Source organism: Pantoea sp. B65 (genome assembly GCF_047308185.1).
Taxonomy (GTDB): domain Bacteria; phylum Pseudomonadota; class Gammaproteobacteria; order Enterobacterales; family Enterobacteriaceae; genus Erwinia.
Genome location: NZ_JAHXPU010000044.1, coordinates 113,732 through 140,207, shown reverse-complemented (window position 1 = coordinate 140,207; position 26,476 = coordinate 113,732). Strand labels below are relative to the sequence as shown.

Below are 26,476 nucleotides of genomic sequence, written 5' to 3'. Positions count from 1 at the left end.
GAGCTAACCGGTACTAATGACCCGTGAGGCTTAACCTTACAACACCAGAAGTGTTTTGGTGAGTATGTAGGGGCGGCATTCATGCCGCCCGTGCTGATAACAGCACAGAGACAACAATTTTCAGCTTTGTTCACGGAAATGAAGTCCGAAGTATTTTGCGCTGTGACAAGGCGGCAACAGAGACGGAAGGAAGGAGCATACATAAGTATGTGACTGACTTACGCGAAGGCAGCCAACGCAGTCAGAGCGTAAAAGACACAGGACAGAGCACAAAGAATTTGCCTGGCGGCTTTAGCGCGGTGGTCCCACCTGACCCCATGCCGAACTCAGAAGTGAAACGCCGTAGCGCCGATGGTAGTGTGGGGTCTCCCCATGCGAGAGTAGGGAACTGCCAGGCATCAAATTACAGGGGCGGCATTTATGCCACCCGTTAAGAAGCCTCATGCTCACGCATGGGGCTTTTTTGCGTCTGTGCGTTATGCACTGGAACCATACAGAGTCCCCTACAAGGTTTTAAGCCAGCAAACGATAAAATCAGCGATATTATCCGGCCGATTCAGATCCAGCCAGGGAATATCGAGGCTAAATTGTGTGTCACTGGCCACCGCAATCACGTGATTATCCAGCAATTCGCTGAGATCTCGCCCGCTTTCTGCCCGCCATAAGACAATTTTGGCCACCGCTTCATCTTTAAACCCCTCAACCAGTACCAGATCTAATGAAGAGGTATCCAGACGACTGGCAAGAAAATGCAGATCGAGAGGTTGGTCATGATCCGGTGTTTCCGTCATTAATGCCCAGCGCTGCTGACTGGCGACCAGCACCTGATCGGCACCCGCTTTACGTAACTCGTAACTGTCTTTTCCCGGCGTATCAATATCCATCCGGTGATGGGTATGTTTAATCAAACCGCAGCGAACATTGCGCGCTTTTAACCGTGGGATAAGTTGTTTCAGTAGCGTAGTTTTACCGGTGCCACTCCAGGCAGCGAACGCAATCAGTGGCAGCATATCAGCATTCCTCGCCATAACTGTGTAGTTCGTCCGGCGTATTGATATTCGTGAAGCTTTGCGGATCGTCGGCAAATATCACTGCTTTTGCCGCTATTTGCTGCAAAAATAGCATTAACTTACGATCGCCGCGATGCAGGAAATCTGCCAGCGGGTCAGCGACACAACGATGCACTAATGCCAGCGTCGGATGATCACGCTCGCCATTGCGCACCCATACCGCGTTGGCTTCCCCTTTCTGCTGCCATAAGCGTTTAGCCAGGTCGGGCGGCAGAAACGGGGTATCACAGGAGGCGAACAGCGCCCAGGAGCTGTTGATAAAGCGCAATGCTGCCAGCATGCCCGCCAGCGGACCGGCATAGCCAGGAAATGTATCGGCAATCACCGGAAAGCCACTTTGCTGATAGCTCTCTGTGTTACGGTTAGCACTAATGCAAAGCGTAGCTACCTGCGGTTGCAGGCGCTGCAGGACGTGCTGATAAAGCGGCAGGCCATTTAACATCATCAGCCCTTTATCTTCACCACCCATACGGCTGCCGCGACCACCGGCCAGAATAACGCCGGTGACATCTGCTATTTTTATCGGTGTTGGCGCATGCATACGGCGTAATACCTCTCTTTTCATGCGGGATTAACCCTGCTAACGTAGCGGGATATCCTCGTCTTAAGGAACACCACTATGAAATGCCATCGTCTTAATGAACTGATCTCACTGCTCCAGCCAGCATGGCAAAAGGAACCGGATCTGAATCTGCTGCAATTTTTACAGAAACTGGCCGCTGAGTCAGGTTTCTCCGGGCCGATTGAGCAACTCACTGACGATATCCTGATCTACCATCTTAAAATGCGTGATACCGAAGCGACCGCGGCGATTCCTGGCCTGAAAAAAGATTATGAAGAGGATTTTAAGACCGCGATACTGCGCGCTCGCGGGGTGATTAAGGATTAAATCCGATCCTTCAACCAACCTGCAGCGCTTTTAATGATATTCTTTGTCGCTGACTTATAGCGAAAATGGCGAACCTGCGCAATGAACCAACCAGCCTTTAACTTCCAGACGTTAAATCCTGATGCGATAGTCGATGCGCTTTGGGATACCGGCTTGCGCGTGGAGTCTGGCCTGACGGCATTAAACAGTTACGAGAACCGGGTTTACCAGTTCTCGGATGAAGATAAAAAGCGTTATGTGGTCAAGTTTTACCGGCCACAACGCTGGACGCCTGCACAGATCGATGAAGAGCATCAGTTTTCTGTCGAACTGCTTGCTGATGAAGTTCCCATCGCCGCACCGCTACTGTTGCAGGACAAAATGCTGCATCAGCATGACGGCTTTTACTTCGCCATTTTTCCCAGTCTTGGCGGACGTCAGTATGAAACCGATAATTATGACCATATGGAATGGGTGGGGCGTTTTCTCGGCCGCATCCATCAGACAGGCAAAAAACGCCTGTTTGAGGTGCGTCCGACTATCGGTTTACAGGAATATATTGTTGAGCCACGGCAGGTCCTGGAAAATACCAGCCTGATCCCGGCAAAATTAAAACTCAGATTGTTACAAAGTCTTGATCGTCTAAGCAATACTCTACAAAACTGCTGGCATAATGACTGGACGCCACTGCGACTGCATGGCGACTGCCACCCGGGCAATATCCTGTGGCGTGATGGTCCGCTGTTTGTCGATTTGGACGATGCGCGTAATGGCCCGGCAGTACAGGATTTATGGATGCTGGTTAATGGCGATCGTCAGGAGCAGCGTCTGCAGTGGGATATTCTGCTGGAAGCCTATAGTGAATTCAGCGACTTTGATGCACACGAATTGTCACTGATTGAGCCTTTACGCGCTATGCGGATGGTTTATTATCTGGCATGGATCGTTCGCCGCTGGCAGGATCCTGCTTTTCCGAGAAGTTTTCCGTGGATGACGGATGAGGATTTCTGGCGCAGACAGATTTCCATTTTTGATGAGCAGAACAAGCTGTTGCAGGAGCCACCGCTGCAGCTAATGCCTGCCTTTTGACGTTGTATTAAGGAGAGATGTTCAAGATGAAAAAGATTTGGTTTGCGCTTGTCGGTCTGGTTCTGGCATTCAGCGCCTCCGCTGCACAATTTACCGACGGGCAGCAGTATGTCACTCTCGACAAACCAGCTGCCGGTGAACCTCAGGTTCTCGAGTTTTTCTCGTTCTTCTGCCCACACTGCTATCAGTTTGAGCGTATTTACCACGTCAGCGAAACGGTGAAGAAAAACCTGCCACAAAATGTCAAAGTGGCTAAATATCATGTTGAGTTCCTCGGTGGAGATATGGGTAAAACCGTGACTCAGGCATGGGCCGTGGCGCTGGCGCTGGGTGTGGAAGACAAAGTCACTGCACCGATTTTTGATGGCATCCAGAAAACCCAAACCATCACTAATGCCGACAACCTGAAAGAGACATTTGTTAAAGCTGCTGGTATTACGCCAGAAGAGTATGATGCTGCCTGGAACAGCTTTGTGGTGAAATCGCTGGTCGCGCAACAGGAAAAAGCCGCTGCTGATGTCGATCTGCGTGGCGTGCCGGCGATGTTTGTTAACGGCAAATATATGGTTAACAACGGCGGCCTCGACACCAGCTCCATGGATAACTTCGTACAAGAATATGCCAACGTGGTGAAATTCCTCGTCGGTCAGAAGTAAGTTTACTGCCGCACTAAACGCCGGTTTTACCGGCGTTTTTTATTCCGCCGCCGTCGTTTTCGCTTATATCTCCCCCGGCTGTACCGTCAGGACAATTATCGTTAATTGCGAAAATATTTAGCCGTTGATGTTGTTTTCCTGCCAGATGAAAAATATTTGTATCCACATTAAAGCAATTTGGTAAATTCTAAAAAAAATCCTACAGATAATTATTAACGTTATGAAATCATTGATATTTAATATGGATATATTTTCCTAACATTGGAAATAACAATATGTTAGGAAACTTACGCACAAACTTATCCACAAGCTGGCGATTGGAATCTGCCCCGCAGTTTAGAAAACTTTACTGCTTTATCTGCCGAGTTATTTCAACTTTATGCCGCAGCTGTGGCATCCTTATGCCCATTCAAATGGCTAACAAAGAATGTGACTCCCTATGGCACAAATTGCAGAAAACCCACTGATTCTGGTTGATGGCTCCTCTTATCTTTATCGTGCGTATCACGCTTTTCCTCCACTGACTAATAGTGCCGGGGAACCGACGGGCGCGATGTATGGCGTGCTTAATATGCTGCGCAGTCTGTTGCTGCAATATAAGCCGAGCCATGTGGCCGTGGTTTTCGATGCCAAAGGAAAAACCTTTCGCGATGAGCTGTTCGAACACTATAAATCTCATCGCCCGCCGATGCCGGATGATCTGCGTGCACAGATAGAGCCGCTACATCAGATGGTAAAAGCCATGGGGCTGCCCCTGCTGGCAGTTAATGGCGTCGAGGCGGATGACGTGATTGGTACTCTGGCATTACAGGCGGAACAGCAGGGGCGTTCGGTGCTGATCAGTACCGGTGATAAAGATATGGCGCAACTGGTTACCCCTAATGTCACGCTGATCAACACCATGAATAACACCATTCTTGGCCCGGAAGAGGTCAATGATAAATATGGTATTCCGCCGGAGCTGATTATCGATTTCCTTGCGCTGATGGGGGATTCTTCCGATAACATTCCTGGCGTACCGGGTGTCGGCGAGAAAACCGCACAGGCTTTGCTACAGGGGCTGGGCAGCATGGCCTCGATCTACGACAATCTCGATAAAGTTGCGACACTTACTTTCCGTGGCGCCAAAACCATGTCGGCGAAGCTGGAGCAAAATAAAGAGGTGGCTTTCCTCTCTTATCAACTGGCGACCATCAAAACGGATGTTGCTCTGGATGTCACCTGCGACCAGTTAAACGTCAGTGAACCGGCGACAGAAGAGCTGCTGGGGCTGTTTAAGCATTATGAGTTCAAACGCTGGATTACCGACCTCGAAGACGGTGTCTGGTTGCAGGGTAAAAAGAGCAATGCCGTGGTGCAAAAAGCGGCAGCGGAAAGCGTGGAGCAACCGGAAGTGGCCAGCGTGTTGTCAGCCGATGGCTATGTCACCATTCTCGATGAAGAGACTTTCGACCAGTGGCTGAAAAAGCTGCAGGCCAGCGAGCTGTTTGCTTTCGACCTCGAAACGGATGCGCTGGATACCCTGAGCGCCAATATTATCGGTCTCTCTTTTGCCGTTGCGCCGGGCGATGCCGCCTATCTGCCGGTAGCCCATGATTATCTCGATGCTCCGCCGCAGCTGGATCGTAATCAGGTGCTGGCGCGCCTGAAGCCGCTGCTGGAAGATAAAAAAGCATTGAAGGTGGGACAGAATCTGAAGTTTGATCGCGGTGTGCTGAAGAACTATGACATTGAACTGCAGGGCATCAGGTTCGATACCATGCTTGAGTCCTATATGCTAAATAGCGTGATTGGCAAGCATGATATGGATAGTCTGGCGTCGCGCTGGCTGAATCATAAAACCGTGACCTTTACTGAGATCGCCGGTAAAGGTAAAAATCAGCTGACCTTTAATCAGATCGCCCTCGAACAGGCTGCCCACTACGCCGCCGAAGATGCCGATGTGACTTTACAGCTGCATCTGAAAATGTGGCCGGAGCTGGAAAAACAGCAAGGGCCCAAACAGGTCTTCGAATCTATTGAGATGCCGCTGGTCACCGTGATTTCCCGCGTTGAGCGCAACGGGGTGTTAATCGATCAGGGCATCCTGGCGACCCATTCGCAGGAGCTGACCCTCCGTCTGGCTGAGCTGGAGCTGAAAGCGCATGAGCTGGCAGGCGAACCGTTTAATCTGTCGTCAACCAAACAGCTGCAAACCATTCTGTTTGAGAAGCAGGGTATCAAACCAACCCGGAAAACGCCGGGGGGCGCACCTTCGACCAGCGAAGAAGTGCTGGCCGAACTGGCGCTGGATTATCCGCTGCCGAAGGTGATTCTTGAGCACCGTGGTTTATCGAAACTGAAATCAACTTACACCGACAAACTGCCGCTGATGATCAACCCGCATAGCGGCCGCGTGCATACCTCTTATCATCAGGCGGTGACGGCGACGGGACGTCTCTCTTCCAGCGATCCTAACCTGCAAAACATTCCGGTACGTAACGATGAAGGGCGTCGTATCCGCCAGGCTTTTGTCGCGCCAAAAGGTCATCGCATTGTCGCGGCTGACTATTCACAAATCGAACTGCGCATTATGGCCCATCTGTCGCAGGATAAAGGGCTACTGAGAGCTTTTGCGGAAGGTCAGGATATTCACCGTGCAACGGCGGCTGAGGTATTCAGCACCGCGCTGGAGAAAGTGACCGGCGAACAGCGCCGCAGTGCTAAAGCGATCAACTTTGGTTTGATTTACGGTATGAGTGCGTTTGGTTTATCCCGTCAGCTGAATATTGGTGCCGGCGAAGCGAAAAAGTATATGGATCTCTATTTCGAACGTTATCCGGGCGTACTGCAGTATATGGAGAGCACGCGTCAGCAGGCATCCGAACAAGGCTATGTATCAACCCTGGACGGGCGTCGCCTCTATCTGCCGGATATTACCTCCGGCAATGCGATACGGCGTAAGGCGGCTGAGCGAGCGGCGATTAATGCCCCAATGCAGGGTACTGCCGCCGATATCATTAAGCGTGCGATGATTGCGGTTGATGAATGGCTGCTGGCGCAGAAAACGCCGGAAGTGAAGATGATTATGCAGGTACACGATGAACTGGTGTTTGAGGTGCAGGAAGATGCGGTTGAAAGCGCCAGCACCAGGATCCGTGAACTGATGGAAAGCAGCATGAAGCTGGATGTGCCGTTACGTGTCGACGTTGGCGTCGGTGACAACTGGGATCAGGCGCACTAAGTTGTCATTATGATGATCGGGTGGGGCTGGTTTGGCTATCAAACCAGCCTTATTACGCAGCCATAAGAAAAAAGTTGGGTTAATCGGTTCAGCCTGAGAGCTGACAGGCCACCGGCGATAAAATCAGCTAAGTTTCTATCCCCTAAACATTTTCCTGGTAATTAAGCTACAGAACTCCCGTGTTTTTGTGACCGGTGTTGGGAAAACAATGTCGTTTGATGAAAATTAACTACAAAAAACGCTTTTGAGGTCCGAAAAAATCATGTAGAGTTTGAGTTGTAGGGTACAGAGGTAAGATGTTCTATCTTTCAGACCTTTTACTTCACGTAATCGGATTTGGCTGAATATTTAGCCGCCCCAGTCATTTTATGTCTGGGGCGTTTTTTATTGGGCGAAAGGCAGGAACTGGCAGAGTGCGGCTTATCAGCACCGGAGGCATGAATGCCTCCGCGAGGGTTGTTTATTCTTCTGCGCTATCATCTTCTGTGGCTGGCGCGATCTCGCTGTACCAGCTATCAAGCTTCTGGCGTAACTTGTCGACGCCAATCTTCTTCAGTGACGAAAACATCTCAACCTGAATATCGCCAACAAAAGCCATTGAGGCTTCACGCACCATATCCAGCTGGGCCTTACGCGCCCCGGAAGCCAGCTTATCGGCTTTGGTCAGCAGTACCAGCACCGGGATGCGACTCTCAACTGCCCACTGAATCATCGACTGATCGAGGTCTTTCAACGGGTGACGAATATCCATCAGCACCACCAGGCCTTTCAGACATTTGCGCATGCGCAGATATTCAGCCAGCGCACGCTGCCATTTCAGCTTCATCTCTTCCGGGACCTGGGCATAGCCATAGCCGGGCAGGTCGACGAGGCGAATGCCTTCTTCAACCTCAAACAGGTTGATCAGCTGCGTACGTCCGGGGGTCTTACTGGTACGCGCGAGGCTTTTCTGATTAGTAAGAGTATTCAGCGCGCTGGACTTACCGGCGTTAGAACGACCAGCAAACGCGACCTCGATGCCGGTATCGGCAGGAAGGTGACGAATGTCGGGGGCGCTGGTGACAAAATGCGTTACGTGATAATTCCAGCCAGACAAAATAGAAACTCCGAAGGTCAATGTGGCGATGGCGTGATTATACCTGTAAAGCGGGCAAAGCGCCCGACAGGCGTCGTGTTAGGTGTTTTTGTGAGACATTGGCCATAGTTGCGGTAAGTTATTTCTTTTTTTAACAAGAAATAAAAATACTTTATGTATATTTATCATTGACTTGATAATTGGTACCTAAACTAAAGTACAACAAACCTTTTGCACTACCTTGTCTGTTTGACCGTTTAGTCTAAAGTAATTCGCAGAGTTTGGATAACTCTCTTCAGGATGAAGCACTCAGGGAACGTCAGGATGACGAAGAGTGGAGGACAAGGGATTGGGTTCAGTGGATCAGAACCTTACAGGAGAGGGAAGCGCTCTGGATGAGTGGACGGCACAAGGAAAAACCGGGACGTTGATTGCATAAATGGATGTAAAGGAAGACTGTCCTTCTACGGAAGGTGCGAAAAAAGGCGACAGGGTGACCTGCCGCCTTTTTTCTTCGTCCGCTTTCTGCTAGATTCGCCGCAATTCTATACTGAAGACATAATTTCCAGAGAGCCGACATCATGAAGCAACCTGCACGAGCGCCGCAGGGTAAAACCAAAGCGCCTAAAGATAAACGTACATCCCGCGAAGATATTAACCAGCAAGCGCGCGATCGTAAACAAGACAAAAAACACCGCGGCAATGCCTCTGGCAGCCGTGCCAACCCGATTGCCCGCAACCCGACGAAAGGCGACGACAGCAAAGCAAAAGATCCGCGTATCGGCAGCAAAAAGCCGGTGCCGCTGATTGCTGAGGGGGTGCAGACTAAACCGGTGAAAGTGAAGAAAGAAAAAGAAGCGGTTGAGAAACAGCCAAAGCTGAGCCCGCAAGAAGAGCTGACGATGCTGGAGAACAGCGAACGTCTGGATGGTCTGCTGGATCGGCTGGAAAATGGCGAAACGTTACCTGCAGAAGAGCAGGCGTGGCTGGATCAGACACTGGATCGTATTGATGTGCTGATGGAGCAGTTGGGCATCGAATTAGGTGACGACGAAGACGGCGACGAAGCGGAAGAAGATATGTACCGCCTGCTGAAGGGCGGTAACTGATCGGCATTTTTCTGTCGCGAATACCGGTATTCTGCCCGCAGGGTACCGGTTGCGAGGATTAAGCAGATGCTTTGGCCTGGATCAATTTTAGCATTGTTTCTGATATGTTATCTGATTGGGTTATTCGTTAAACTACGGCGCCTGTCGCGGCTGAAATCCCGTTTGCGACGCGACACCGTCAATCGGCAGCTGAAACAGCTTCCTCAGGCACGACGGTCTGTACGACGACGTAAATGGAAGGAGTAACCATGTCCACGCCAACGATTGAATGGGATCTGGCCCTGATTCAGAAATATAACTATTCCGGGCCGCGCTACACCTCCTATCCTACCGCACTCGAATTCAATCAAAGTTATAACGAAGCCTCCTTCCGCCAGGCGGCGTTGCGCTACCCTGAACGGCCACTGTCGCTTTACCTGCATATCCCGTTCTGTCACCGCCTGTGCTACTTCTGTGGCTGCAATAAGATCGTCACGCGTCAGCAGCATAAAGCCGATCAATACCTGGATGTCCTCGAGCAGGAGATCCGCTCACGTGCGCCGCTGTTTACGCAGCGTACGGTGACGCAGATGCACTGGGGCGGCGGTACCCCCACCTTCCTCGATAAGGCGCAAATTACCCGCCTGATTGATCTGCTGCGCAGCTGTTTCAACTTCAGTGCCGACGCGGAACTGTCGATTGAAGTCGATCCGCGCGAAATTGAGCTGGATATTCTCGACCACCTGCGCGCGGCGGGTTTTAACCGGCTGAGCATGGGGGTGCAGGATTTTAATAAGCAGGTGCAGGAAAAAGTGAACCGCGTGCAGGATGAGGCGTTTATTTTTGCTTTGATCAAGCGCGCGCGCCAGCTGGGCTTCACCTCAACCAATATTGATTTGATCTATGGCCTGCCGGCGCAGACCGCGGAGAGTTTTGCCTTCACCCTGCAAAAAGTGGCCGAGCTGAATCCCGATCGCCTGAGCGTCTTTAACTATGCTCATTTACCGGAGCTGTTTGCGGCGCAACGCAAAATCAAAACGGCGGATCTGCCCGACGCCAGCCAGCGTCTGGCGATTCTGCAGCAAACCATCGCGACGCTAACGGCGGAAGGCTATCAGTTTATCGGCATGGATCACTTTGCCCGTCCCGATGATGAACTGGCGGTTGCCCAGCGGGAAGGGAAGCTGCACCGCAACTTTCAGGGGTACACCACGCAGGGCGACAGTGATTTACTCGGGATGGGAGTGTCGGCGATTAGTATGATCGGCGACAGTTATGCCCAGAACCAGAAAGTAATGAAGGATTACAGCGCCAGCGTCAGCCTGCAAGGTAATGCGCTATGGCGCGGTTTAACCTTAACCGATGATGACTGTCTGCGACGTGATGTGATCAAGGCGCTGATTTGCCATTTTGCGCTCGATTTCGCGCAGATTGAACAGCGGTGGCAAATCGACTTTTCACATTACTTTGCGCCAGATCTGGCTCTGCTGCAGCCGTTGATTGAGGATGGGCTGGTGGATCGCCACGAGAAGGGCCTTCAGGTGACCGCTAAGGGACGTTTGCTGATCAGGAATATCTGTATGTGCTTTGATCGCTACCTGCGCCAGAAAGCGCGTACGCAGCAGTTTTCGCGGGTGATCTGAAAATAAAACGGGCGGCATTGATTGCCGCCCGTTGTCGTATTATTCCATTCCCAGCTCTTTCAGCTTACGCGTCAGCGTATTGCGGCCCCAGCCCAGCAGGCGTGCCGCCTCCTGTTTATGACCTTGCGTATGACGCAAGGCGGTAGTCAGCAGCGTTCTTTCCATCTCCGGCTGTGCTTCCGACAGCAGGTTTTGATGACCGGAACGCAATGCACGATCGGCCCACTGCGCTAACAGGGTTGCCCAGCTGTCCGGCAGCGATTGCACCGGATTTTCCGGCGTCGAGGTTTCAAACAGTTCAGACGGCAGATCCTGAATCAACACTTCCTGACCAGCCGCCATCACCGTCAGCCAGCGACAGGTATTCTCCAGCTGACGTACGTTACCGGACCAGTGCAGTCGGGTTAAGGCTGTTTCGGTTTCCGGATGCAGAATTTTCGCTTCAACACCTAACTCACGTGCCGCCACTTGCAGGAAGTAACGTGCCAGACGCGGAATATCTTCACGACGTTCACGCAATGGCGGCAAATGCACGCGGATCACATTCAGGCGATGGAACAAGTCTTCACGGAATTTACCTTCCTGGACGCGCAGCTCAAGGTTCTGGTGGGTTGCGGCAATGATACGCACATCCACTTTGACCGGCGCATAGCCGCCGACGCGATAGAACTGACCATCGGCCAGCACACGCAGTAAGCGGGTTTGCACATCAAGCGGCATATCACCAATTTCGTCGAGAAACAGCGTACCGCCATCAGCCTGTTCAAAACGGCCCTGACGAATCTGATTGGCGCCGGTAAAAGCCCCTTTCTCGTGGCCAAACAGTTCCGACTCAATCAAATCTTTCGGGATGGCGGCCATATTCAGCGCAATAAACGGCGCTTTGGCGCGCGGACTGTGGCGATGCAGCGCATGTGCCACCAGCTCTTTACCAGTCCCTGACTCGCCATTAATCAGCACGCTGATCGAGGAACGCGACAGACGGCCGATAATACGGAACACGTCCTGCATCGCTGGCGCTTCACCGATAATATCGGTGGTCGGGCCATTGACCGGCTGGTTACGCGGCTGCTGCTGTTCCTGATAGTGGCTGATAGCGCGTTCAACCAACGCCACCGCTTCGTCAATATCAAAAGGTTTTGGCAGGTAATCAAAAGCACCCTGCTGATAAGCGCTAACGGCAGCATCCAGGTCGGAATGCGCGGTCATTATGATGACCGGAAGCATTGGGTGACGCTGTTTAATCTGCTTTAGTAACGCCAGGCCATCCATGCCGGGCATACGAATATCTGATAACAAAACGTCTGGGGTTTTGGTGGCGAGCGCTTCCAGCACCTCGTTTGCGCTATCAAAGGTCGCGCAGCTTAAACCGGCTCCAGTGAGCGCACGTTCAAGCACCCAGCGGATGGAGCTATCGTCATCGACGATCCAAACTATCCCTCGTTGCATAGAAACCTCACTGGCGAATAGGCAGGTAAACCGAGAATTCGGTATGACCGGGCCAACTGTTAAATTCTATTTTTCCTGAGTGCTGATCGATCAGACTGCGAGCAATGGAAAGCCCCAAACCGGTGCCCCCCTCACGTCCGCTCACCATCGGATAAAACAGCGTATCCTGCAGTTGTGCCGGAATGCCTGGACCGTCATCTTCAATATCGATGCGCGCGACCAGACGATAACGTACGCCATGCAGCGTCAGCTGAAATGCTGTGCGCGTACGTAAAGTAATGGTTCCGCCTTCTTCACCTAATGCCTGCAGCGCGTTGCGAACTACATTCAGCAACACCTGTTCCAGCTGGTCGGGGTCATGCGGTAATTCAGGTAAACTTGGGTCGTAATCCCGCACCAGCGTCACATTATCCGGCAACTCCATTGTCACCAGGTTAACCACGCGTTCGGATACCTGATGAATGCTTTGCGTAACGTGCATGCCGGGCTGTTGCGGCCCTAACAGGCGATCAACTAAATTGCGCAGACGGTCGGCCTGCTCAATGATCACCTTGGTATATTCGGTTAATGACGGGTCGGGCAGGGCTTTCGCCAGTAACTGCGCCGCACCGCGTAATCCACCCAGCGGGTTCTTTATTTCATGCGCCAGGCCGCGAACCAAATCACGCGCGGCAACCTGCTGAGCATGCTGAATCTGTTCCTGACTGAGACGACGCTGATTATCCATTGGCGCCATTTCCAGCAGGATAAAACCATCAGGTAGCCGTTGTGCCGTCAGTGACATAATGTGCGCGCGGCTGTCCACCACCAGCGTAACTTCGCTGTCGGTAAATCCCTGGCCGGCATCAAGGCTTTCGCGCATGACATCAATATTTAGCGAGAAATAGCCCATCAGATCTGGCAATGGTGTGCCAAACAGCTTGCGGGAGCTTTGCGCCAGTAGCTGCTGTGCGGCCGGGTTGGCGTAATGAACCACCAGCTCGTTATCGACCAGCAAGATACTGTTAATCAGAGAGTTGAGAATCTGCCCAGCATCGGGCAGGGTGCCAGTTGCCATACAGCTTTCCCCTGCACTCAGCCTGTATTACCGGTCATATATCTGGCAAAACAGGCACTATTTTGGTGCATTATAGTCGTCAGTTCAGAAATCATCGTCTTTAACGATGGTTTTGTGGAGAAAAAAGCCCATCCGAAGATGGGCTGAAAGTTTCCACGGCAACAAAAACGTCGAACCAATTAAACGCTGTAGTAAAGCTCAAACTCTACCGGATGCGGAGTCATGCGAACGCGATCCATTTCTGCCTTACGCAGGTCGATGTAAGCATCGATCGCGTCGTCAGTGAACACGCCACCACGAGTCAGGAACTCACGGTCTTCGTTCAGGGCATTCAGCGCTTCTTCCAGAGAGCCTGCTACTTTTGGAATCTCAGCTTCTTCTTCCGGCGGCAGGTCATACAAGTTCTTATCCATAGCATCGCCAGGATGGATCTTGTTGATGATGCCGTCCAGGCCAGCCATCAGCAGTGCTGAGAACGCCAGGTATGGGTTAGCCGCTGGGTCAGGGAAGCGAGCTTCGATGCGACGTGCTTTCGGGCTGGCGACCACTGGGATACGGATAGAAGCAGAACGGTTACGGGCAGAGTAAGCCAGCATAACCGGTGCTTCGTAGCCTGGGACCAGACGCTTGTATGAGTTGGTGGTTGGGTTTGCCAGCGCGTTGATTGCTTTAGCGTGTTTGATCACACCACCGATGTAGAACAGGGCGATGTCAGACAGGCCGCCGTATTTGTCGCCAGCGAACAGGTTGTTGCCGCCTTTAGACAGGGACATATGGCAGTGCATACCTGAACCGTTGTCACCGAAAATAGGTTTCGGCATAAAGGTCGCGGTTTTGCCGTAAGCGTGAGCAACGTTGTGCACGACATATTTGTAGATCTGAATTTCGTCCGCTTTTTTGGTCATGGTATTGAAGCGGGTAGCCACTTCGTTCTGACCAGCAGTTGCCACTTCGTGGTGATGAGCTTCAACAACCAGGCCCATCTGTTCCATGGTCAGACACATGGCAGAACGGATGTCCTGTGATGAATCGACCGGTGGTACCGGGAAGTAGCCGCCTTTGATACCTGGACGGTGGCCTTTGTTGCCGCCTTCGTATTCTTTACCGGTGTTCCATGCCGCTTCGATATCGTCGATAGCAACGTGTGAACCGGAAGTGGTGGCGCCGAAACGCACGTCATCAAACAGGAAGAATTCTGGTTCTGGTCCGAACAGGACAGTGTCCGCGATACCGGAAGAGCGCAGGAAATCTTCTGCACGCTTAGCGATAGAACGTGGGTCACGATCGTAGCCCTGCATGGTGCCTGGCTCAAGGATGTCACAACGGATGATCAGAGTAGGATCTTCAAAGAACGGATCCAGAACTGCAGTGGTAGCATCTGGCATCAGAACCATGTCTGATTCGTTGATGCCTTTCCATCCGCCGATGGAAGAACCATCGAACATTTTGCCTTCTTCGAAGAAGTCAGCGTTAACCTGATGAGCAGGAATGGTAACGTGCTGCTCTTTACCCTTGGTATCGGTAAAACGCAGATCGACGAACTTAACTTCGTGCTCGTTCATCATCGACAGAACGTGTTCAGCGGACATACTTAACTCTCCTGGATTTTGTCATTGTCGTCGTGGTTCGAGAACTTCACGATGCGGAACGCGTAAATTGGCGCGTACACCTGATAATAAAGATCTCAGACAAGCTATCAACCGTTGTGGAAACTGCCGTTTTCGCTTGAATAGACTAAAGCGAAATCTATGCCAACTTTTTTATTTAGCCGAAAAGGCGTTATCATGCGCCCTCTCGTGAGACGAGAGATGCACCATGATGGATGTCGCGCACCATTATGGTGCTTTTGAATGATTAATGGGCACTAGTTTGGTGCAAATTCTTGACGGAGTGCAATCTTTGCACTGTAAATGGCTGTAAAAGCAATCCCGACAGTAATCTTTATATGAAATTTGTGATCCTGTTCAGTCCTTCGATTAATCCGTGTACAATAGCGCGCTATTTCTAATGCCTGAGGCAAAGCTGTGATCGAAAATTTGCGTAACATCGCCATTATTGCCCACGTTGACCATGGTAAAACTACCCTGGTTGATAAGTTGCTGCAGCAGTCCGGGACCTTTGATTCCCGCACCGAAGCAACCGAACGCGTAATGGACTCCAACGATTTGGAGAAAGAGCGTGGGATCACCATCCTCGCCAAAAACACCGCCATTAACTGGAGAGACTACCGCATCAACATCGTGGATACTCCAGGTCACGCCGACTTCGGTGGTGAAGTTGAGCGTGTAATGTCAATGGTTGACTCCGTACTGCTGGTTGTCGACGCAATGGATGGCCCGATGCCGCAAACCCGTTTCGTGACCAAGAAAGCTTTTGCTAATGGTCTGAAACCGATTGTTGTAATCAACAAAGTTGACCGTCCGGGCGCACGTCCAGATTGGGTTGTCGATCAGGTATTCGACCTGTTCGTTAACCTCGACGCGACCGACGAGCAGCTCGATTTCCCAATTATTTATGCATCTGCGCTGAACGGTATCGCCGGTACTGACCATAACGATATGGCAGATGATATGACCCCGCTGTATCAGGCGATCGTCGATCACGTTTCTCCTCCACAGGTAGAAATGGAAGCGCCGTTCCAGATGCAGATTTCTCAGCTGGACTACAACAACTACGTTGGCGTTATCGGCATCGGCCGTATCAAACGCGGCGTGGTTAAGCCAAACCAGCAGGTTACTATCGTTGATAGCGAAGGCAAAACCCGTAACGGTAAAGTCGGTAAAGTTCTGACCCATATGGGTCTGGAGCGTATTGATGCGACACTGGCTGAAGCTGGCGACATCATCGCCATCACTGGTCTGGGCGAACTGAACATCTCTGACACCATCTGCGACCCGCAGAATGTGGAAGCGCTGCCAGCCCTGAGCGTTGATGAACCTACCGTAACCATGTTCTTCAACGTCAACACCTCGCCATTCTGTGGTAAAGAAGGTAAGTATGTGACTTCACGTCAGATCCTTGACCGTCTGAACAAAGAACTGGTGCACAACGTGGCATTGCGCGTTGACGAAACTGAAGATGCTGATGCATTCCGTGTTTCTGGTCGTGGCGAGCTGCACCTGTCAGTACTGATCGAAAACATGCGTCGCGAAGGCTTCGAGCTGGCGGTGTCACGTCCGAAAGTTATCAACCGTTTGATCGACGGCCGTCACCAGGAACCGTTTGAAAACGTGACCCTGGACATCGAAGAACAGCATCAGGGTGCTGTGATGCAGGCGATGGGTGAGCGTAAAGGCGATGTTAAAGACATGGTGCCAGATGGCAAAGGTCGTATTCGTCTCGATTACCTGATCCCGGCTCGTGGTCTGATCGGTTTCCGTACTGAATTTATGACCATGACTTCCGGTACTGGTCTGCTGTACTCCACCTTCAGCCATTACGACGACGTTCGTCCGGGCGAAATCGGCCAGCGCCAGAATGGCGTACTGATCTCTAACGGTCAGGGTAAAGCCGTCGCGTTTGCGCTGTTCAGCCTGCAGGATCGCGGTAAGCTGTTCCTGGGTCACGGTGCGGAAGTGTATGAAGGCCAGATCATCGGTATTCACAGCCGTTCTAACGACCTGACAGTTAACTGCCTGACCGGTAAGAAACTGACCAACATGCGTGCTTCCGGTACCGATGAAGCGACCACCCTGGTTCCGGCAGTGAAAATGTCACTGGAACAGGCGCTGGAGTTTATCGATGATGACGAACTGGTAGAAGTGACTCCTACCTCCATTCGTATCCGTAAGCGCCACCTGACCGAGAACGATCGTAAACGTGCTTCTCGCGGTAGCAAAGACGCTTAAGTTCAGCCTGGTCTGAAGTAAGAAAGCCCCGATTATCGGGGCTTTTTTTTTCCCGGGCAGTTTTATCTCCCGCCAATAAAATACCTGTCGCGCGAAAAATTGTGAGAACCCCCACATACCGGCAGGCGGAATCAGGCTACTTATTTAGTCGCCCCTGATGCAAAAAGTCGGGCCAGGTTCTGATTTCGCTTATCCTGCCGCTTGTTACCTGTTCAGTCCTCTGTTTTACCGCTAGAGTGAATAACTCACCGGAACAAAAGGAGATGACCATGCTGTATATCTTTGATTTAGGTAACGTCATTGTTGATATTGATTTCAACCGTGTGCTCGGCGTGTGGAGTGATCTTGGTCGTGTACCGCTGGCGACGCTAAAGAGCCGCTTCCGCATGGGTGAAAATTTTGAACAGCATGAACGCGGTGAAATCAGCGATGAACGCTTCGCGGCAGTACTGTGTAATGAGCTGGATATTGCCCTGAGTTACGAGCAGTTTACTACCGGCTGGCAGGCAGTATTTATCGATGTCCGCCCGGAAGTGATCGCCCGAATGCATGCACTGCGCGCCCAGGGGGACCGGGTAGTGATCCTGTCTAATACCAACCGGCTGCATTGCAGTTACTGGCCCTCGGAATATCCGCAAGTGGAGCAGGCCGCGGATAAGCTCTATCTGTCGCAGGATATGGGATTGCGCAAACCTGATGCGGCGATTTATCAGCAAGTCCTGCAGCAGGAAGGCGTAACGGCGGATCAGGCGGTGTTCTTCGATGATAACCTGGCGAATATCGAAGCGGCGCGCGCACTGGGCATTACCAGTATCCATGTCACTGACGCCAGCGTGATCCCGGCTTATTTTACTCAGCCGCACCCATAAGCGATGTCGGTGATTAAACATACGCGTCATACGGCGCGGGTACTGTTTGCCTGGTTAAAACTGCTGTGGCGACGAATTGAGCATGATGGCATGACTACCCATGCCGGCAACCTCGCCTTTGTCTCGTTACTGGCGCTGGTGCCGCTGATTGCGGTGGTGTTTGCGCTGTTCGCTGCTTTCCCGGTGTTCTCTGATGTCAGCATTCAATTGAAGAATTTTATCTTCTCCAATTTTGTGCCCGCGGCGGGAAACACTATCCAGCGTTATCTGGAACAGTTCGTCGCCAACGTCAATAAAATGACGGTGATTGGTGCCACAGGGCTGATTATTACTGCGCTGTTATTGATGTACTCGGTGGATACGGCGCTGAACGCTATCTGGCGCAGCAGCAAAAAGCGTCCGCTGGTCTATTCCTTTGCCGTGTACTGGATGATTCTGACCCTCGGCCCGCTGCTGGCGGGAGCCAGCCTGGCCATCAGTTCTTATCTGCTGTCGCTGCGCTGGATGGCGGTGACCGGCGTAACCAGCCTGATCGACCAGCTACTGCGTATTTTCCCTCTATTACTCTCCTGGCTGGCATTCTGGCTGCTGTACAGTATTGTGCCAACCACCAGAGTGCCGCCGCGCGATGCGCTGATTGGCGCGCTGGTGGCCAGTTTACTTTTTGAGCTGGGCAAAAAAGGTTTTGCGCTCTATGTTACGATGTTTCCCTCATACCAGCTGATTTACGGTGTGCTGGCGGTGATACCCATTCTTTTTCTCTGGGTATACTGGACCTGGTGTATCGTACTTTTAGGGGCGGAAATCACAGTATCTTTGGACGACTATCGCCAGTTAAAACGAAAAGAACAAGAAAAGGCTAACGGGGAACCATGATTGCGTTAATACAGCGAACGCTGAATGCCAGTGTGACGGTGGCTGGAGAGACCATCGGCGAAATTGGGCCAGGATTACTCATCTTGCTTGGCGTGGAAAAAGGAGATACCGAACAGAAAGCCGGGCGTCTGTGCGAACGCGTATTAGGCTATCGCATTTTCGGCGATGAAAACGACAAGATGAATCTGAATGTACAGCAGGCGGGCGGCAGCGTGCTGGTGGTGTCTCAGTTCACCCTGGCGGCGGAAACAAATAAAGGCATGCGGCCCGGTTTTTCTGGTGGTGCCGAGCCGGCAGAAGCTGAACAACTGTATAATTATTTCGTCGGATGTTGCAGGGAGAAGGGCATAGCGACGGAAACCGGCCGCTTCGCGGCAGACATGCAAGTCTCGCTGGTCAATGATGGCCCCGTCACCTTTTGGTTACAGGTGTGAGCCAGTTAGCTGAGCGGCAATGGACAGGCCAGGCGAGCTCTGACAGAGAGAACCACTTTATGTATCACCTTCGTGTACCTGAAACGGCAGAAGAGCTGGATATCTATTATCAGTTTCGTTGGGAGATGCTACGCAAACCGCTGCACCAGCCGCTGGGATCGGAACGCGATGCCTGGGATGCGATGGCGCATCATCAAATGGTGGTGGATGAAGAGGGTAAACCGGTAGCCATCGGGCGACTGTATATCAATGCTGACAATGAAGCGGCGATTCGCTTTATGGCGGTTCATCCCTCAGTTCAGGGCAAAGGACTGGGCACCCTGATGGCGATGACACTGGAGTCCGTGGCGCGTCAGGAAGGGGTGAAGCGTGTGGTCTGCAGCGCGCGTGAGGATGCGGTCGAATTTTTTGCCAAGCTGGGTTACGTCAACCAGGGGGAAATTACCGCGCCGCAAACCACGCCGGTACGCCATTTTCTGATGATCAAACCGGTAGTTACCCTCGATGACATTTTGCATCGCGCCGACTGGTGCGGGCAGTTGCAGCAGGCATGGTACGAACATATCCCATTAAGCGAGAAAATGGGCGTGCGTATTACCCAGTACACCGGGCAGAAATTTATCACCACCATGCCAGAGACCGGTAACCAGAATCCGCACCACACCCTGTTTGCCGGCAGCCTGTTCTCTCTGGCGACGCTTACCGGCTGGGGGCTGATTTGGCTGTTGCTGCGCGAACGTCATCTTGGCGGCACCATTATTCTGGCGGATGCGCATATTCGCTATAGTCATGCGATTACCGGTAAACCCGGCGCGATAGCCAATCTGGGATCGCTCAGTGGCGATCTGGATCGCCTGGCGCGTGGACGCAAAGCGCGCGTGCAGCTGGAAGTGGAACTGTTTGGCAATGATCTGCTGGGCGCGGTGTTTGAAGGGGTGTTTATCGTACTGCCAGCGGATCCGGATGGACCGCTGGAAGAGGGCGGTTCCGGCGGCAATATTAATTAGTTTTGGTGGTCAGGAAGTGCCTGAAACCCTGTAGGGGAGCCATTTATGGCTCCCGTTACATTTATGGCTCCCGTTACATTTATGGACGTAGTTCGCCATTCACCAAATGCTGCTGCACGCTCTGATCATTGGCGTTCACTGACAGGGTGCCGCTGGCGCTTTGACGCAACGGCGTAGCCGCCGCCAGGCTGGCATCGAGTTTTAACTGCAGACTTCCGGTTCCCGGTAGCGGTACGGCCGGCCAGCCCCAGTTGTGCAACAGACCGGTTGCAACCCCACGTCCGTTCAGGGTTAATGACAATGCCCGCGCAGGTTGTTGCGAGACGGTAGCTAAACTTTCCAGCATCCCCTCACCGGCAAATGCACTCATTTCAGTCACGTTAATCTGATTACTGTCCGCCGTTAACGCCAGTGAAGGATGACGCAGATCGGTTCGGTTAAAGGTGGCTTCCGCGGCGTTAAAGTTAAGGGCGCCGGCCCAGATACCCCACTGATGATCGCGGGCCATCAGCAGATTACTGCCGTTACCATCCAGCGCCGTCATCTGGAAAGGGAATGCCGGATTGATATCAATCACCAGATTGCGATTAGCGGCGAAACGGGTTACCGCCACGCTATCCAGCCAGCCCGGTAGCTGTTGCATCCAGCGGTCACGCCAGTTTGTCGGCAGGGTATACTCCAGACCGGCAACCACCAGTTCATCCAGCGTCAGACGCTTATTGCTGCGCAGCCACTGCCCTTTAGTGCGGATCAGTCCATTCACCCAGCGAGAGCTGAACTGCGAGATATTGATACCCTCGGGCGTGAAGTCCATATTCACAATCGGATCGTTAAGCTCCAGCTGGCCGTTGATAAAGCTGCTGGCGTTCATCGACAGCGATCCACCGTTGCTTTCCCAGTCGCCATTACGCAAGGTCAAATCCTTCAGCGACAGGTCGAGATCGGTGACGGCCCAGTCCGGCCCCTGCAAACGCGCATCGGTCACATCAACGCGTTCGAACTGCACCGAAGGCAGGTTAAGCAGCGGTTGCAGGAAGTCGGTCAGCGACTGAGCGGATTGCAGACGTACATCATTCAGGCGCAGATTTGCGATGCGCCAGTTACCCTGGGCATCACGTTCGGCGTTGCCGGTCATTGAGCCGCGTGCCAGGTCGGCGCCGACATTGCTGAATACCAGACGCTGATTATCAATGCGCCCCTGCAACAGCACATTGCTGCCGGGGACGCCATTGAGCACCATTGTGCTGGCACTCAGCTGGAAGCTGGCATTATTACCCAGTACATTGCCTACCCCCGGCTGCCACGGCATTACGCCGCCGTTGACGCGTTGCGCGCTGATCGGCAGTACGCTGTGCGGACTGTCGATAGCCATATCGCTAAGCTGTAAGCGTCTGGCCTGCAGCGGCCATGCCACACTGCTGTCAGAAACATTCAGGGCGCCGCCACTCAGCTCTACACTGTCAAATTGCAGTGGATCGCTGAACTGCGCCAGCGTAAAGCCCAGATCGACACGTTTTGCCACCAGCACCGCAGGCTGACCATCATGGCCAAAGGTGACATCACTCAGTATCAGATGTGAGGGCGAGGAAAAATCGTGCTCAACTTTGGCTACCGACAGATGATAGTCGGTACGATCGCTGATCCAGCGACTGGTCCAGTCAGCTCCCCAACTTGTCTGCAGCAAAACATACATCACCACCAGTACTAACAGAATCAGTAACAGCAGCGTCAGAAAAAATTTTCCGATAAATTTCATTGCATCCTTCCCTATGAATTTCCGGTGTCCGGTTGTTATGCCTGAATTACCCATATAGCTCAACAGGCTGGATGTAAAGTCAGACAAACTCACTGAAAAATCAGTGGGAATACGGGCGAGTTCTGCCCCGCCCGGTGCAGGTTACTTCTCTTGCGGGAAAACCAGATTCAGTACAATGGCAGTGATACCGCCAGCGGCGATGCCCGAAGAAAGCAGGGTTTTCAGCCAGTCGGGCGCAAATTGCAGAATCAATGGTTGCTGAGAAACACCGAGACCCACCGCCAGTGATAAGGCAATAATCATAATCGCGCGACGGTTCAGCGGTTCGCGAGACACGATACGCACGCCTGAAGCGGCAATGGTACCAAACATCACAATGGTGGCGCCACCAAGAACCGGTTCAGGGATATGCTGCACAAAGCCGCTGACTGCCGGGAACAGACCCAGTACGATCAGCATCAGCGCGACAACAAAGCCGACATAGCGGCTGGCGACACCGGTCAGCTGGATAACGCCATTGTTCTGACCAAAGCAGGAGTTAGGGAAGGTGTTGAACAGCGCAGAGACAAAGGAGTTCAGACCGTTTGCCAGTACTCCGCCTTTCAGACGCTTCATATACAGCGGTCCGCTTACCGGTTGCTCTGATACATCGGACGTAGCGGTGATATCACCAATGGTTTCCAGTGAGGTCACCATAAACACCAGCATCAGCGGGATCAGCAGGTTCCAGTCGAAGCCGAGGCCGTAATAGAACGGCGTCGGGATGGCGATCAGGGCATTATTGGTGGCCGGGCCGCTCTGTGGCAGCATATCCAGCGCCCAGGCCAGCAGATAACCCACGGCCATCGCAATCACCAGCGAGGCGACGCGCAGATAAGCGTTGCGCTGACGATTAAGCAGAATAATTACCGCCAGCACCACCCCGGCCAGCAGCAGATTGCGCGGGGCGCCAAAACTGTGATCGTTCATCGCCGCGAAACCACCGCCGATGGAGGTGAGACCAACCTGAATCAGCGACAGGCCGATAATCATCACCACAATGCCGGAAACCAGCGGGGTAATGATGCGGCGCGCCAGATGCAGTACGCGCGACAGCAGCATTTCGGTGCAGGACGCAATCATCAGCGTACCAAACAGCGCGGCCATCATGGTCGGTACATCGGCGCCGCCGTTTTTCAACACCATACCGCCCATAATCAGCGGAGTAACAAAATTAAAGCTGGTGCCCTGAATTGACAGCAGGCCGGAACCTACCGGTCCCCAGGTTTTAATCTGTAAAATCGAGGCGACGCCCGAGGCGAACAGCGACATGCTGATAATGTGCTGAGTATCCTGCGCCGGTAAACCCAGAGCCTGACAAATCAACAACGCCGGGGTGATGACGGCGACAAACATCGCCAACAGATGCTGACAGGCGGCAAACAGCGTTTGTGGCAGGGGTGGACGGTCTTCAAGGCGGTAAATCAGCTCGCTTTTAGCGGCAGGAGTGGGGTTACGGTTTGCTGTTACAGCATCAATTTCGGCGGACATTTTAACGGTTCCCGGGCGGCAAAGTGGCGATTTTAATCTTCTGCCAGGCAAAAGCAATCGTTTGCCAATTTTCCGTATCGATTAAACAATTCTGTAACTCAGGCGGAATGGATAGCAGGAGAGAGGGGGGTGAGGTGGCAATACGCGAAGGTATGTCCGATCAGGCGTTAGTATAACGCTCGGTTTCCGGCAGCCAGCGTTCAATCAGTGCCTGGGCTTGCTCGGGATAGTGCTGGTGGATATGGCGCGCCACGCGCTGCACTTCCGGGATCATCGCCTGATCGCGCAGCAGGTCGGCGACTTTAAACTCGGCATTGCCGGTCTGGCGGGTGCCAAGCATTTCACCTGGCCCACGAATTTCCAGATCGCACTGGGCTATAACAAAGCCGTCATTACTGTCGCGCAGCACCTGCAGGCGTTTCTGTGCGGTTTTGCTGAGTGGCGCTTTATACAACAGTACACAGTGCGAGGCGATGGCTCCGCGTCCAACGCGGCCACGTAACTGATGCAACTGGGCCAGCCCCAGACGTTCCGGGTTTTCAATAATCATCAGGCTGGCGTTGGGCACGTCAACACCGACTTCAATTACCGTAGTGGCCACCAGCAGCTGGATATCACCCTGCTTAAACGATTGCATCACTTCCTGTTTTTCCTGCGGCTTCATCCGGCCATGGACCATCCCGACCTGCAGATCCGGCAGCGCAATTTTCAGCTCTTCCCAGCTGGCTTCGGCGGCCTGCGCTTCCAGCAACTCTGATTCTTCAATCAGTGTACAGACCCAGTAAGCCTGGCGTCCCTCTTCACTACAGGCACTTTTCACCCGGGCAATAATATCCGCGCGGCGAGTATCAGGAATGGCGACGGTGGTTACCGGCGTACGCCCCGGCGGCAGTTCATCGATGGTGGAGGTATCAAGATCGGCATAGGCCGTCATCGCCAGGGTTCGCGGGATTGGCGTGGCGGTCATAATCAGCTGATGGGGATGGAACCCCTGTTCCTCGCCTTTTTCCCATAGCGCCAGACGCTGGTGGACGCCAAACCGGTGCTGCTCATCAATAATCACCAGCGCCAGACCATTAAACTGCACCTGCTCCTGGAAAATCGCATGGGTGCCGACAATCATCGCCACCTGACCACTGGCAATCGCTTCCTGTTGCGCCTGACGGGCTTTCCCTTTCTGTTTACCCGCCAGCCAGCCGACTTCAATACCTAACGGCGCAAACCACTGACGGAAGTTATTGGCATGTTGCTCGGCCAGCAATTCGGTCGGCGCCATCAGCGCCACCTGCTTACCGTAAGCAATCACATTCAGCGCCGCCAACGCGGCGACCAGCGTTTTACCGGAGCCGACATCGCCCTGCACCAGCCGCATCATCGGATAATCATGAGCCAGGTCGCGTTCGATCTCCGCCACCACCCGCTGCTGGGCAGCGGTGGGTTTAAACGGCAGCGCAGCCAGCAGCTTGTCGCTCAGGTCATGGCGCGCAGACATTGGCAATGCGTGGTAGCGCTGCGCGCCAGCGCGTACCGCCAGCATACTGAGATTGTGTGCCAGCAGCTCTTCCATAATCAACCGGCGCTGGGCCGGGTGTTTACCGCTTTCCAGGTCGGCCAGCGCCATATCTGGCGGCGGACGGTGCAGGGTGCGCAACGCCTGCGGCAGGCTAATCATTCCCTGGCTGAGATCGGGCGGCAGCAACTCCGCAATCGCGCAGGTCTCCAGCAGAGTGAGGGCCTGTTCGGTAAGATTACGCAGCGTCGCCTGGCGGATGCCTTCGGTGGTGGAATAGACCGGCGTCAGCGTCTCCTGTAACTCGGTAACACTGTTTTCGCCCTGAACACGGTATTCCGGGTGGATAATCTCTGCGCCGCGCTGGCCGCGTTTAATCTCGCCATAGGCGGTCACGCGGCTACCCGCGGCAAGACTGTTTTTCATCCCGGCATTGAAATTGAAAAAGCGCATGGTCAGTACGCCGCTGCCATCACTGATCTGACAGGTCAGCATGCGTCGACGGCCAAAGCTGATCTCGCTATGCAACACTTCGCCTTCTACCGTGGCATAGATCCCTGGCAGCAGATCGTTTATGGCATAGAGTTGGGTGCGGTCTTCATAACGCATTGGCAGATGAAGCAACAAATCCTGCACGGTATGCAGACCGAGCCTGGCCAGTTTGCCAGCCTGACTGGCGCCAACGCCGGAAAGCGTACTGAGGGGTACGGCATCCAGCAGGCGGCCTTTCATTTTTTCACCGAAGATTGCATGGTCGTCCACCATGCGTCGTCAGCGACTACCTCGCCACTGTCATTGATCCGTGGGTAAGGCAGGCCCTTATGTTTGGCGACGCGAGCCAGTACCGGGTAACCCCCTTCAAACAACAGACGCTGTTGTTCTGCCTCGTCAAGGGTGCTGCTGGTGCGGTTGTACATGCCGGCATTCTGACGCTGGCGCTGCGCTTCATACAGAATTAATGCTGAGGCGACAGAGACATTCAGTGACTGCACCATGCCGATCATGGGAATAATAATGTCCTGATCGGCCAGATCCAGTGCCTGCTGCGTAATGCCGGTTTTCTCCTGACCCATCAGAATGCAGGTGGGGCGCGTGTAATCAATCTCGCGAAAATCCACGGCTTTGTCAGACAGATGTGTTGCCAGGATTTGCATGCCCTGCTGTTTAAGCTGACTGACGGCCTCAGCGATAGTGCGATGGGTTTGCACCTGCACCCAGCTATTGCTGCCCGCTGCGGCAGAGACCATAGTGCGCATGCGGTGGCCGGGCCAGACGGCATGGACTTCATGCACGCCAACGGCGTCTGCCGTACGGATCACGGCAGAGACGTTATGCGGCTTATGAACTTGTTCCATGCAGACGGTCAGATCGTGCTGCCGCGCGGCAAGCATCTCGCGAATACGAGCAAAGCGTTGAGCATTCATATCA

The 26,476-nt window shown here is 53.0% G+C and carries 21 protein-coding genes and 1 rRNA gene; 12 read left to right on the top strand and 10 right to left on the bottom strand.

The window, feature by feature from the left end; genetic code table 11:
* Window positions 1–281: 281 nt before the first annotated feature.
* A 5S ribosomal RNA gene (gene rrf / locus JWF83_RS23255) occupies window positions 282–397 on the top strand.
* 106 nt (window positions 398–503) lie between these two features.
* On the opposite strand, the gene mobB is transcribed toward rrf, so the two are convergent.
* Window positions 504–1,010 carry a molybdopterin-guanine dinucleotide biosynthesis protein MobB gene (mobB, locus tag JWF83_RS23250; RefSeq protein ID WP_413652880.1) on the bottom strand — a complete coding sequence of 169 codons (507 nt, stop codon included), beginning with the start codon at window positions 1,008–1,010 and terminating at the stop codon, window positions 504–506.
* 1 nt (window position 1,011) lies between these two features.
* Complete coding sequence (gene mobA / locus JWF83_RS23245; RefSeq protein WP_413652879.1) at window positions 1,012–1,635, bottom strand: molybdenum cofactor guanylyltransferase MobA; 624 nt, start codon at window positions 1,633–1,635, stop codon at window positions 1,012–1,014.
* Window positions 1,636–1,689: 54 nt separating this feature from the next.
* Here mobA and JWF83_RS23240 point away from each other — a divergent pair, with 54 nt between their 5' ends.
* From JWF83_RS23240 to polA, 4 genes are all read left to right on the top strand, one after another.
* Window positions 1,690–1,959, top strand: a complete 270-nt coding sequence (locus JWF83_RS23240) for a YihD family protein (protein WP_413652878.1) — start codon at window positions 1,690–1,692, stop codon at window positions 1,957–1,959.
* Window positions 1,960–2,040: 81 nt separating this feature from the next.
* Entirely contained in the window at window positions 2,041–3,027 is a 987-nt protein-coding gene (locus JWF83_RS23235; protein WP_413652877.1) for a serine/threonine protein kinase, read from the top strand.
* A 26-nt stretch (window positions 3,028–3,053) separates the two neighbouring features.
* Window positions 3,054–3,683 (top strand): thiol:disulfide interchange protein DsbA, encoded by a 630-nt coding sequence (dsbA, locus tag JWF83_RS23230; protein WP_413652876.1) that lies wholly within the window; start codon window positions 3,054–3,056, stop codon window positions 3,681–3,683.
* Window positions 3,684–4,122: 439 nt separating this feature from the next.
* On the top strand, window positions 4,123–6,906 hold the full coding sequence (polA, locus tag JWF83_RS23225; RefSeq protein WP_413652875.1) for a DNA polymerase I: 2,784 nt from the start codon (window positions 4,123–4,125) through the stop codon (window positions 6,904–6,906).
* Window positions 6,907–7,366: 460 nt separating this feature from the next.
* Here the strand turns inward: polA and yihA are convergent, their stop codons facing one another.
* Entirely contained in the window at window positions 7,367–8,002 is a 636-nt protein-coding gene (gene yihA, locus JWF83_RS23220) for a ribosome biogenesis GTP-binding protein YihA/YsxC (protein WP_413652874.1), read from the bottom strand.
* A 560-nt stretch (window positions 8,003–8,562) separates the two neighbouring features.
* Here yihA and yihI point away from each other — a divergent pair.
* Both yihI and hemN read left to right on the top strand, forming a co-directional pair.
* Window positions 8,563–9,090 carry a Der GTPase-activating protein YihI gene (yihI, locus tag JWF83_RS23215; RefSeq protein ID WP_413652873.1) on the top strand — a complete coding sequence of 176 codons (528 nt, stop codon included), beginning with the start codon at window positions 8,563–8,565 and terminating at the stop codon, window positions 9,088–9,090.
* Window positions 9,091–9,338: 248 nt separating this feature from the next.
* The gene (hemN, locus tag JWF83_RS23210) at window positions 9,339–10,712 is read left to right on the top strand and encodes an oxygen-independent coproporphyrinogen III oxidase (protein ID WP_413652872.1); all 1,374 of its coding nucleotides are present in this window, start codon (window positions 9,339–9,341) and stop codon (window positions 10,710–10,712) included.
* Window positions 10,713–10,751: 39 nt separating this feature from the next.
* Here the strand turns inward: hemN and glnG are convergent, their stop codons facing one another.
* The 3 genes from glnG to glnA all read right to left on the bottom strand — a co-directional run bounded on the left by glnG (window position 10,752) and on the right by glnA (window position 14,807).
* Entirely contained in the window at window positions 10,752–12,161 is a 1,410-nt protein-coding gene (glnG, locus tag JWF83_RS23205; protein WP_413652871.1) for a nitrogen regulation protein NR(I), read from the bottom strand.
* Window positions 12,162–12,168: 7 nt separating this feature from the next.
* Window positions 12,169–13,218, bottom strand: coding sequence for a nitrogen regulation protein NR(II) (glnL, locus tag JWF83_RS23200; RefSeq protein WP_413652870.1), 1,050 nt, complete (start codon window positions 13,216–13,218; stop codon window positions 12,169–12,171).
* A gap of 179 nt (window positions 13,219–13,397) precedes the next feature.
* Window positions 13,398–14,807 carry a glutamate--ammonia ligase gene (gene glnA, locus JWF83_RS23195; RefSeq protein ID WP_413652869.1) on the bottom strand — a complete coding sequence of 470 codons (1,410 nt, stop codon included), beginning with the start codon at window positions 14,805–14,807 and terminating at the stop codon, window positions 13,398–13,400.
* Window positions 14,808–15,242: 435 nt separating this feature from the next.
* Between glnA and typA the strand changes: the two genes are divergently transcribed.
* The 5 genes from typA to fabY all read left to right on the top strand — a co-directional run bounded on the left by typA (window position 15,243) and on the right by fabY (window position 20,252).
* A complete protein-coding gene (gene typA, locus JWF83_RS23190; RefSeq protein WP_413652868.1) occupies window positions 15,243–17,066 on the top strand; it encodes a ribosome-dependent GTPase TypA in 1,824 nt (607 codons plus the stop codon).
* Between the two features lie 269 nt (window positions 17,067–17,335).
* The gene (gene yihX / locus JWF83_RS23185) at window positions 17,336–17,935 is read left to right on the top strand and encodes a glucose-1-phosphatase (protein ID WP_413652867.1); all 600 of its coding nucleotides are present in this window, start codon (window positions 17,336–17,338) and stop codon (window positions 17,933–17,935) included.
* 9 nt (window positions 17,936–17,944) lie between these two features.
* Window positions 17,945–18,811 (top strand): virulence factor BrkB family protein, encoded by an 867-nt coding sequence (locus JWF83_RS23180; RefSeq protein WP_413652866.1) that lies wholly within the window; start codon window positions 17,945–17,947, stop codon window positions 18,809–18,811.
* Complete coding sequence (dtd, locus tag JWF83_RS23175) at window positions 18,808–19,245, top strand: D-aminoacyl-tRNA deacylase (protein ID WP_413652865.1); 438 nt, start codon at window positions 18,808–18,810, stop codon at window positions 19,243–19,245. The genes JWF83_RS23180 and dtd overlap by 4 nt, the downstream gene beginning before the upstream one ends.
* 59 nt (window positions 19,246–19,304) lie before the next feature.
* Complete coding sequence (gene fabY, locus JWF83_RS23170; protein WP_413652864.1) at window positions 19,305–20,252, top strand: fatty acid biosynthesis protein FabY; 948 nt, start codon at window positions 19,305–19,307, stop codon at window positions 20,250–20,252.
* Window positions 20,253–20,331: 79 nt separating this feature from the next.
* On the opposite strand, the gene JWF83_RS23165 is transcribed toward fabY, so the two are convergent.
* The 4 genes from JWF83_RS23165 to trmH all read right to left on the bottom strand — a co-directional run bounded on the left by JWF83_RS23165 (window position 20,332) and on the right by trmH (window position 26,472).
* Entirely contained in the window at window positions 20,332–22,008 is a 1,677-nt protein-coding gene (locus JWF83_RS23165; protein ID WP_413652863.1) for an AsmA family protein, read from the bottom strand.
* A gap of 141 nt (window positions 22,009–22,149) precedes the next feature.
* Window positions 22,150–23,538: a nucleobase:cation symporter-2 family protein gene (locus JWF83_RS23160; protein WP_413652862.1), complete on the bottom strand. Its 1,389-nt coding sequence runs from the start codon at window positions 23,536–23,538 to the stop codon at window positions 22,150–22,152.
* 160 nt (window positions 23,539–23,698) lie between these two features.
* The gene (gene recG / locus JWF83_RS23155; RefSeq protein ID WP_413653043.1) at window positions 23,699–25,780 is read right to left on the bottom strand and encodes an ATP-dependent DNA helicase RecG; all 2,082 of its coding nucleotides are present in this window, start codon (window positions 25,778–25,780) and stop codon (window positions 23,699–23,701) included.
* A complete protein-coding gene (gene trmH, locus JWF83_RS23150) occupies window positions 25,777–26,472 on the bottom strand; it encodes a tRNA (guanosine(18)-2'-O)-methyltransferase TrmH (RefSeq protein WP_413652861.1) in 696 nt (231 codons plus the stop codon). The genes recG and trmH overlap by 4 nt, the downstream gene beginning before the upstream one ends.
* Between the last annotated feature and the right edge of the window lie 4 nt (window positions 26,473–26,476).

Excerpts from the sequence above, each read along its gene's own strand:
- mobB (WP_413652880.1), bottom strand. The coding sequence starts at position 1,010 with ATGCTGCCACTGATTGCGTTCGCTGCCTGGAGTGGCACCGGTAAAACT.
- mobA (WP_413652879.1), bottom strand. The coding sequence starts at position 1,635 with ATGAAAAGAGAGGTATTACGCCGTATGCATGCGCCAACACCGATAAAA.
- JWF83_RS23240 (WP_413652878.1), top strand. The coding sequence starts at position 1,690 with ATGAAATGCCATCGTCTTAATGAACTGATCTCACTGCTCCAGCCAGCA.
- JWF83_RS23235 (WP_413652877.1), top strand. The coding sequence starts at position 2,041 with ATGAACCAACCAGCCTTTAACTTCCAGACGTTAAATCCTGATGCGATA.
- dsbA (WP_413652876.1), top strand. The coding sequence starts at position 3,054 with ATGAAAAAGATTTGGTTTGCGCTTGTCGGTCTGGTTCTGGCATTCAGC.
- polA (WP_413652875.1), top strand. The coding sequence starts at position 4,123 with ATGGCACAAATTGCAGAAAACCCACTGATTCTGGTTGATGGCTCCTCT.
- yihI (WP_413652873.1), top strand. The coding sequence starts at position 8,563 with ATGAAGCAACCTGCACGAGCGCCGCAGGGTAAAACCAAAGCGCCTAAA.
- hemN (WP_413652872.1), top strand. The coding sequence starts at position 9,339 with ATGTCCACGCCAACGATTGAATGGGATCTGGCCCTGATTCAGAAATAT.
- glnG (WP_413652871.1), bottom strand. The coding sequence starts at position 12,161 with ATGCAACGAGGGATAGTTTGGATCGTCGATGACGATAGCTCCATCCGC.
- glnL (WP_413652870.1), bottom strand. The coding sequence starts at position 13,218 with ATGGCAACTGGCACCCTGCCCGATGCTGGGCAGATTCTCAACTCTCTG.
- glnA (WP_413652869.1), bottom strand. The coding sequence starts at position 14,807 with ATGTCCGCTGAACACGTTCTGTCGATGATGAACGAGCACGAAGTTAAG.
- yihX (WP_413652867.1), top strand. The coding sequence starts at position 17,336 with ATGCTGTATATCTTTGATTTAGGTAACGTCATTGTTGATATTGATTTC.
- dtd (WP_413652865.1), top strand. The coding sequence starts at position 18,808 with ATGATTGCGTTAATACAGCGAACGCTGAATGCCAGTGTGACGGTGGCT.
- fabY (WP_413652864.1), top strand. The coding sequence starts at position 19,305 with ATGTATCACCTTCGTGTACCTGAAACGGCAGAAGAGCTGGATATCTAT.
- JWF83_RS23165 (WP_413652863.1), bottom strand. The coding sequence starts at position 22,008 with ATGAAATTTATCGGAAAATTTTTTCTGACGCTGCTGTTACTGATTCTG.
- JWF83_RS23160 (WP_413652862.1), bottom strand. The coding sequence starts at position 23,538 with ATGTCCGCCGAAATTGATGCTGTAACAGCAAACCGTAACCCCACTCCT.
- recG (WP_413653043.1), bottom strand. The coding sequence starts at position 25,780 with ATGAAAGGCCGCCTGCTGGATGCCGTACCCCTCAGTACGCTTTCCGGC.
- trmH (WP_413652861.1), bottom strand. The coding sequence starts at position 26,472 with ATGAATGCTCAACGCTTTGCTCGTATTCGCGAGATGCTTGCCGCGCGG.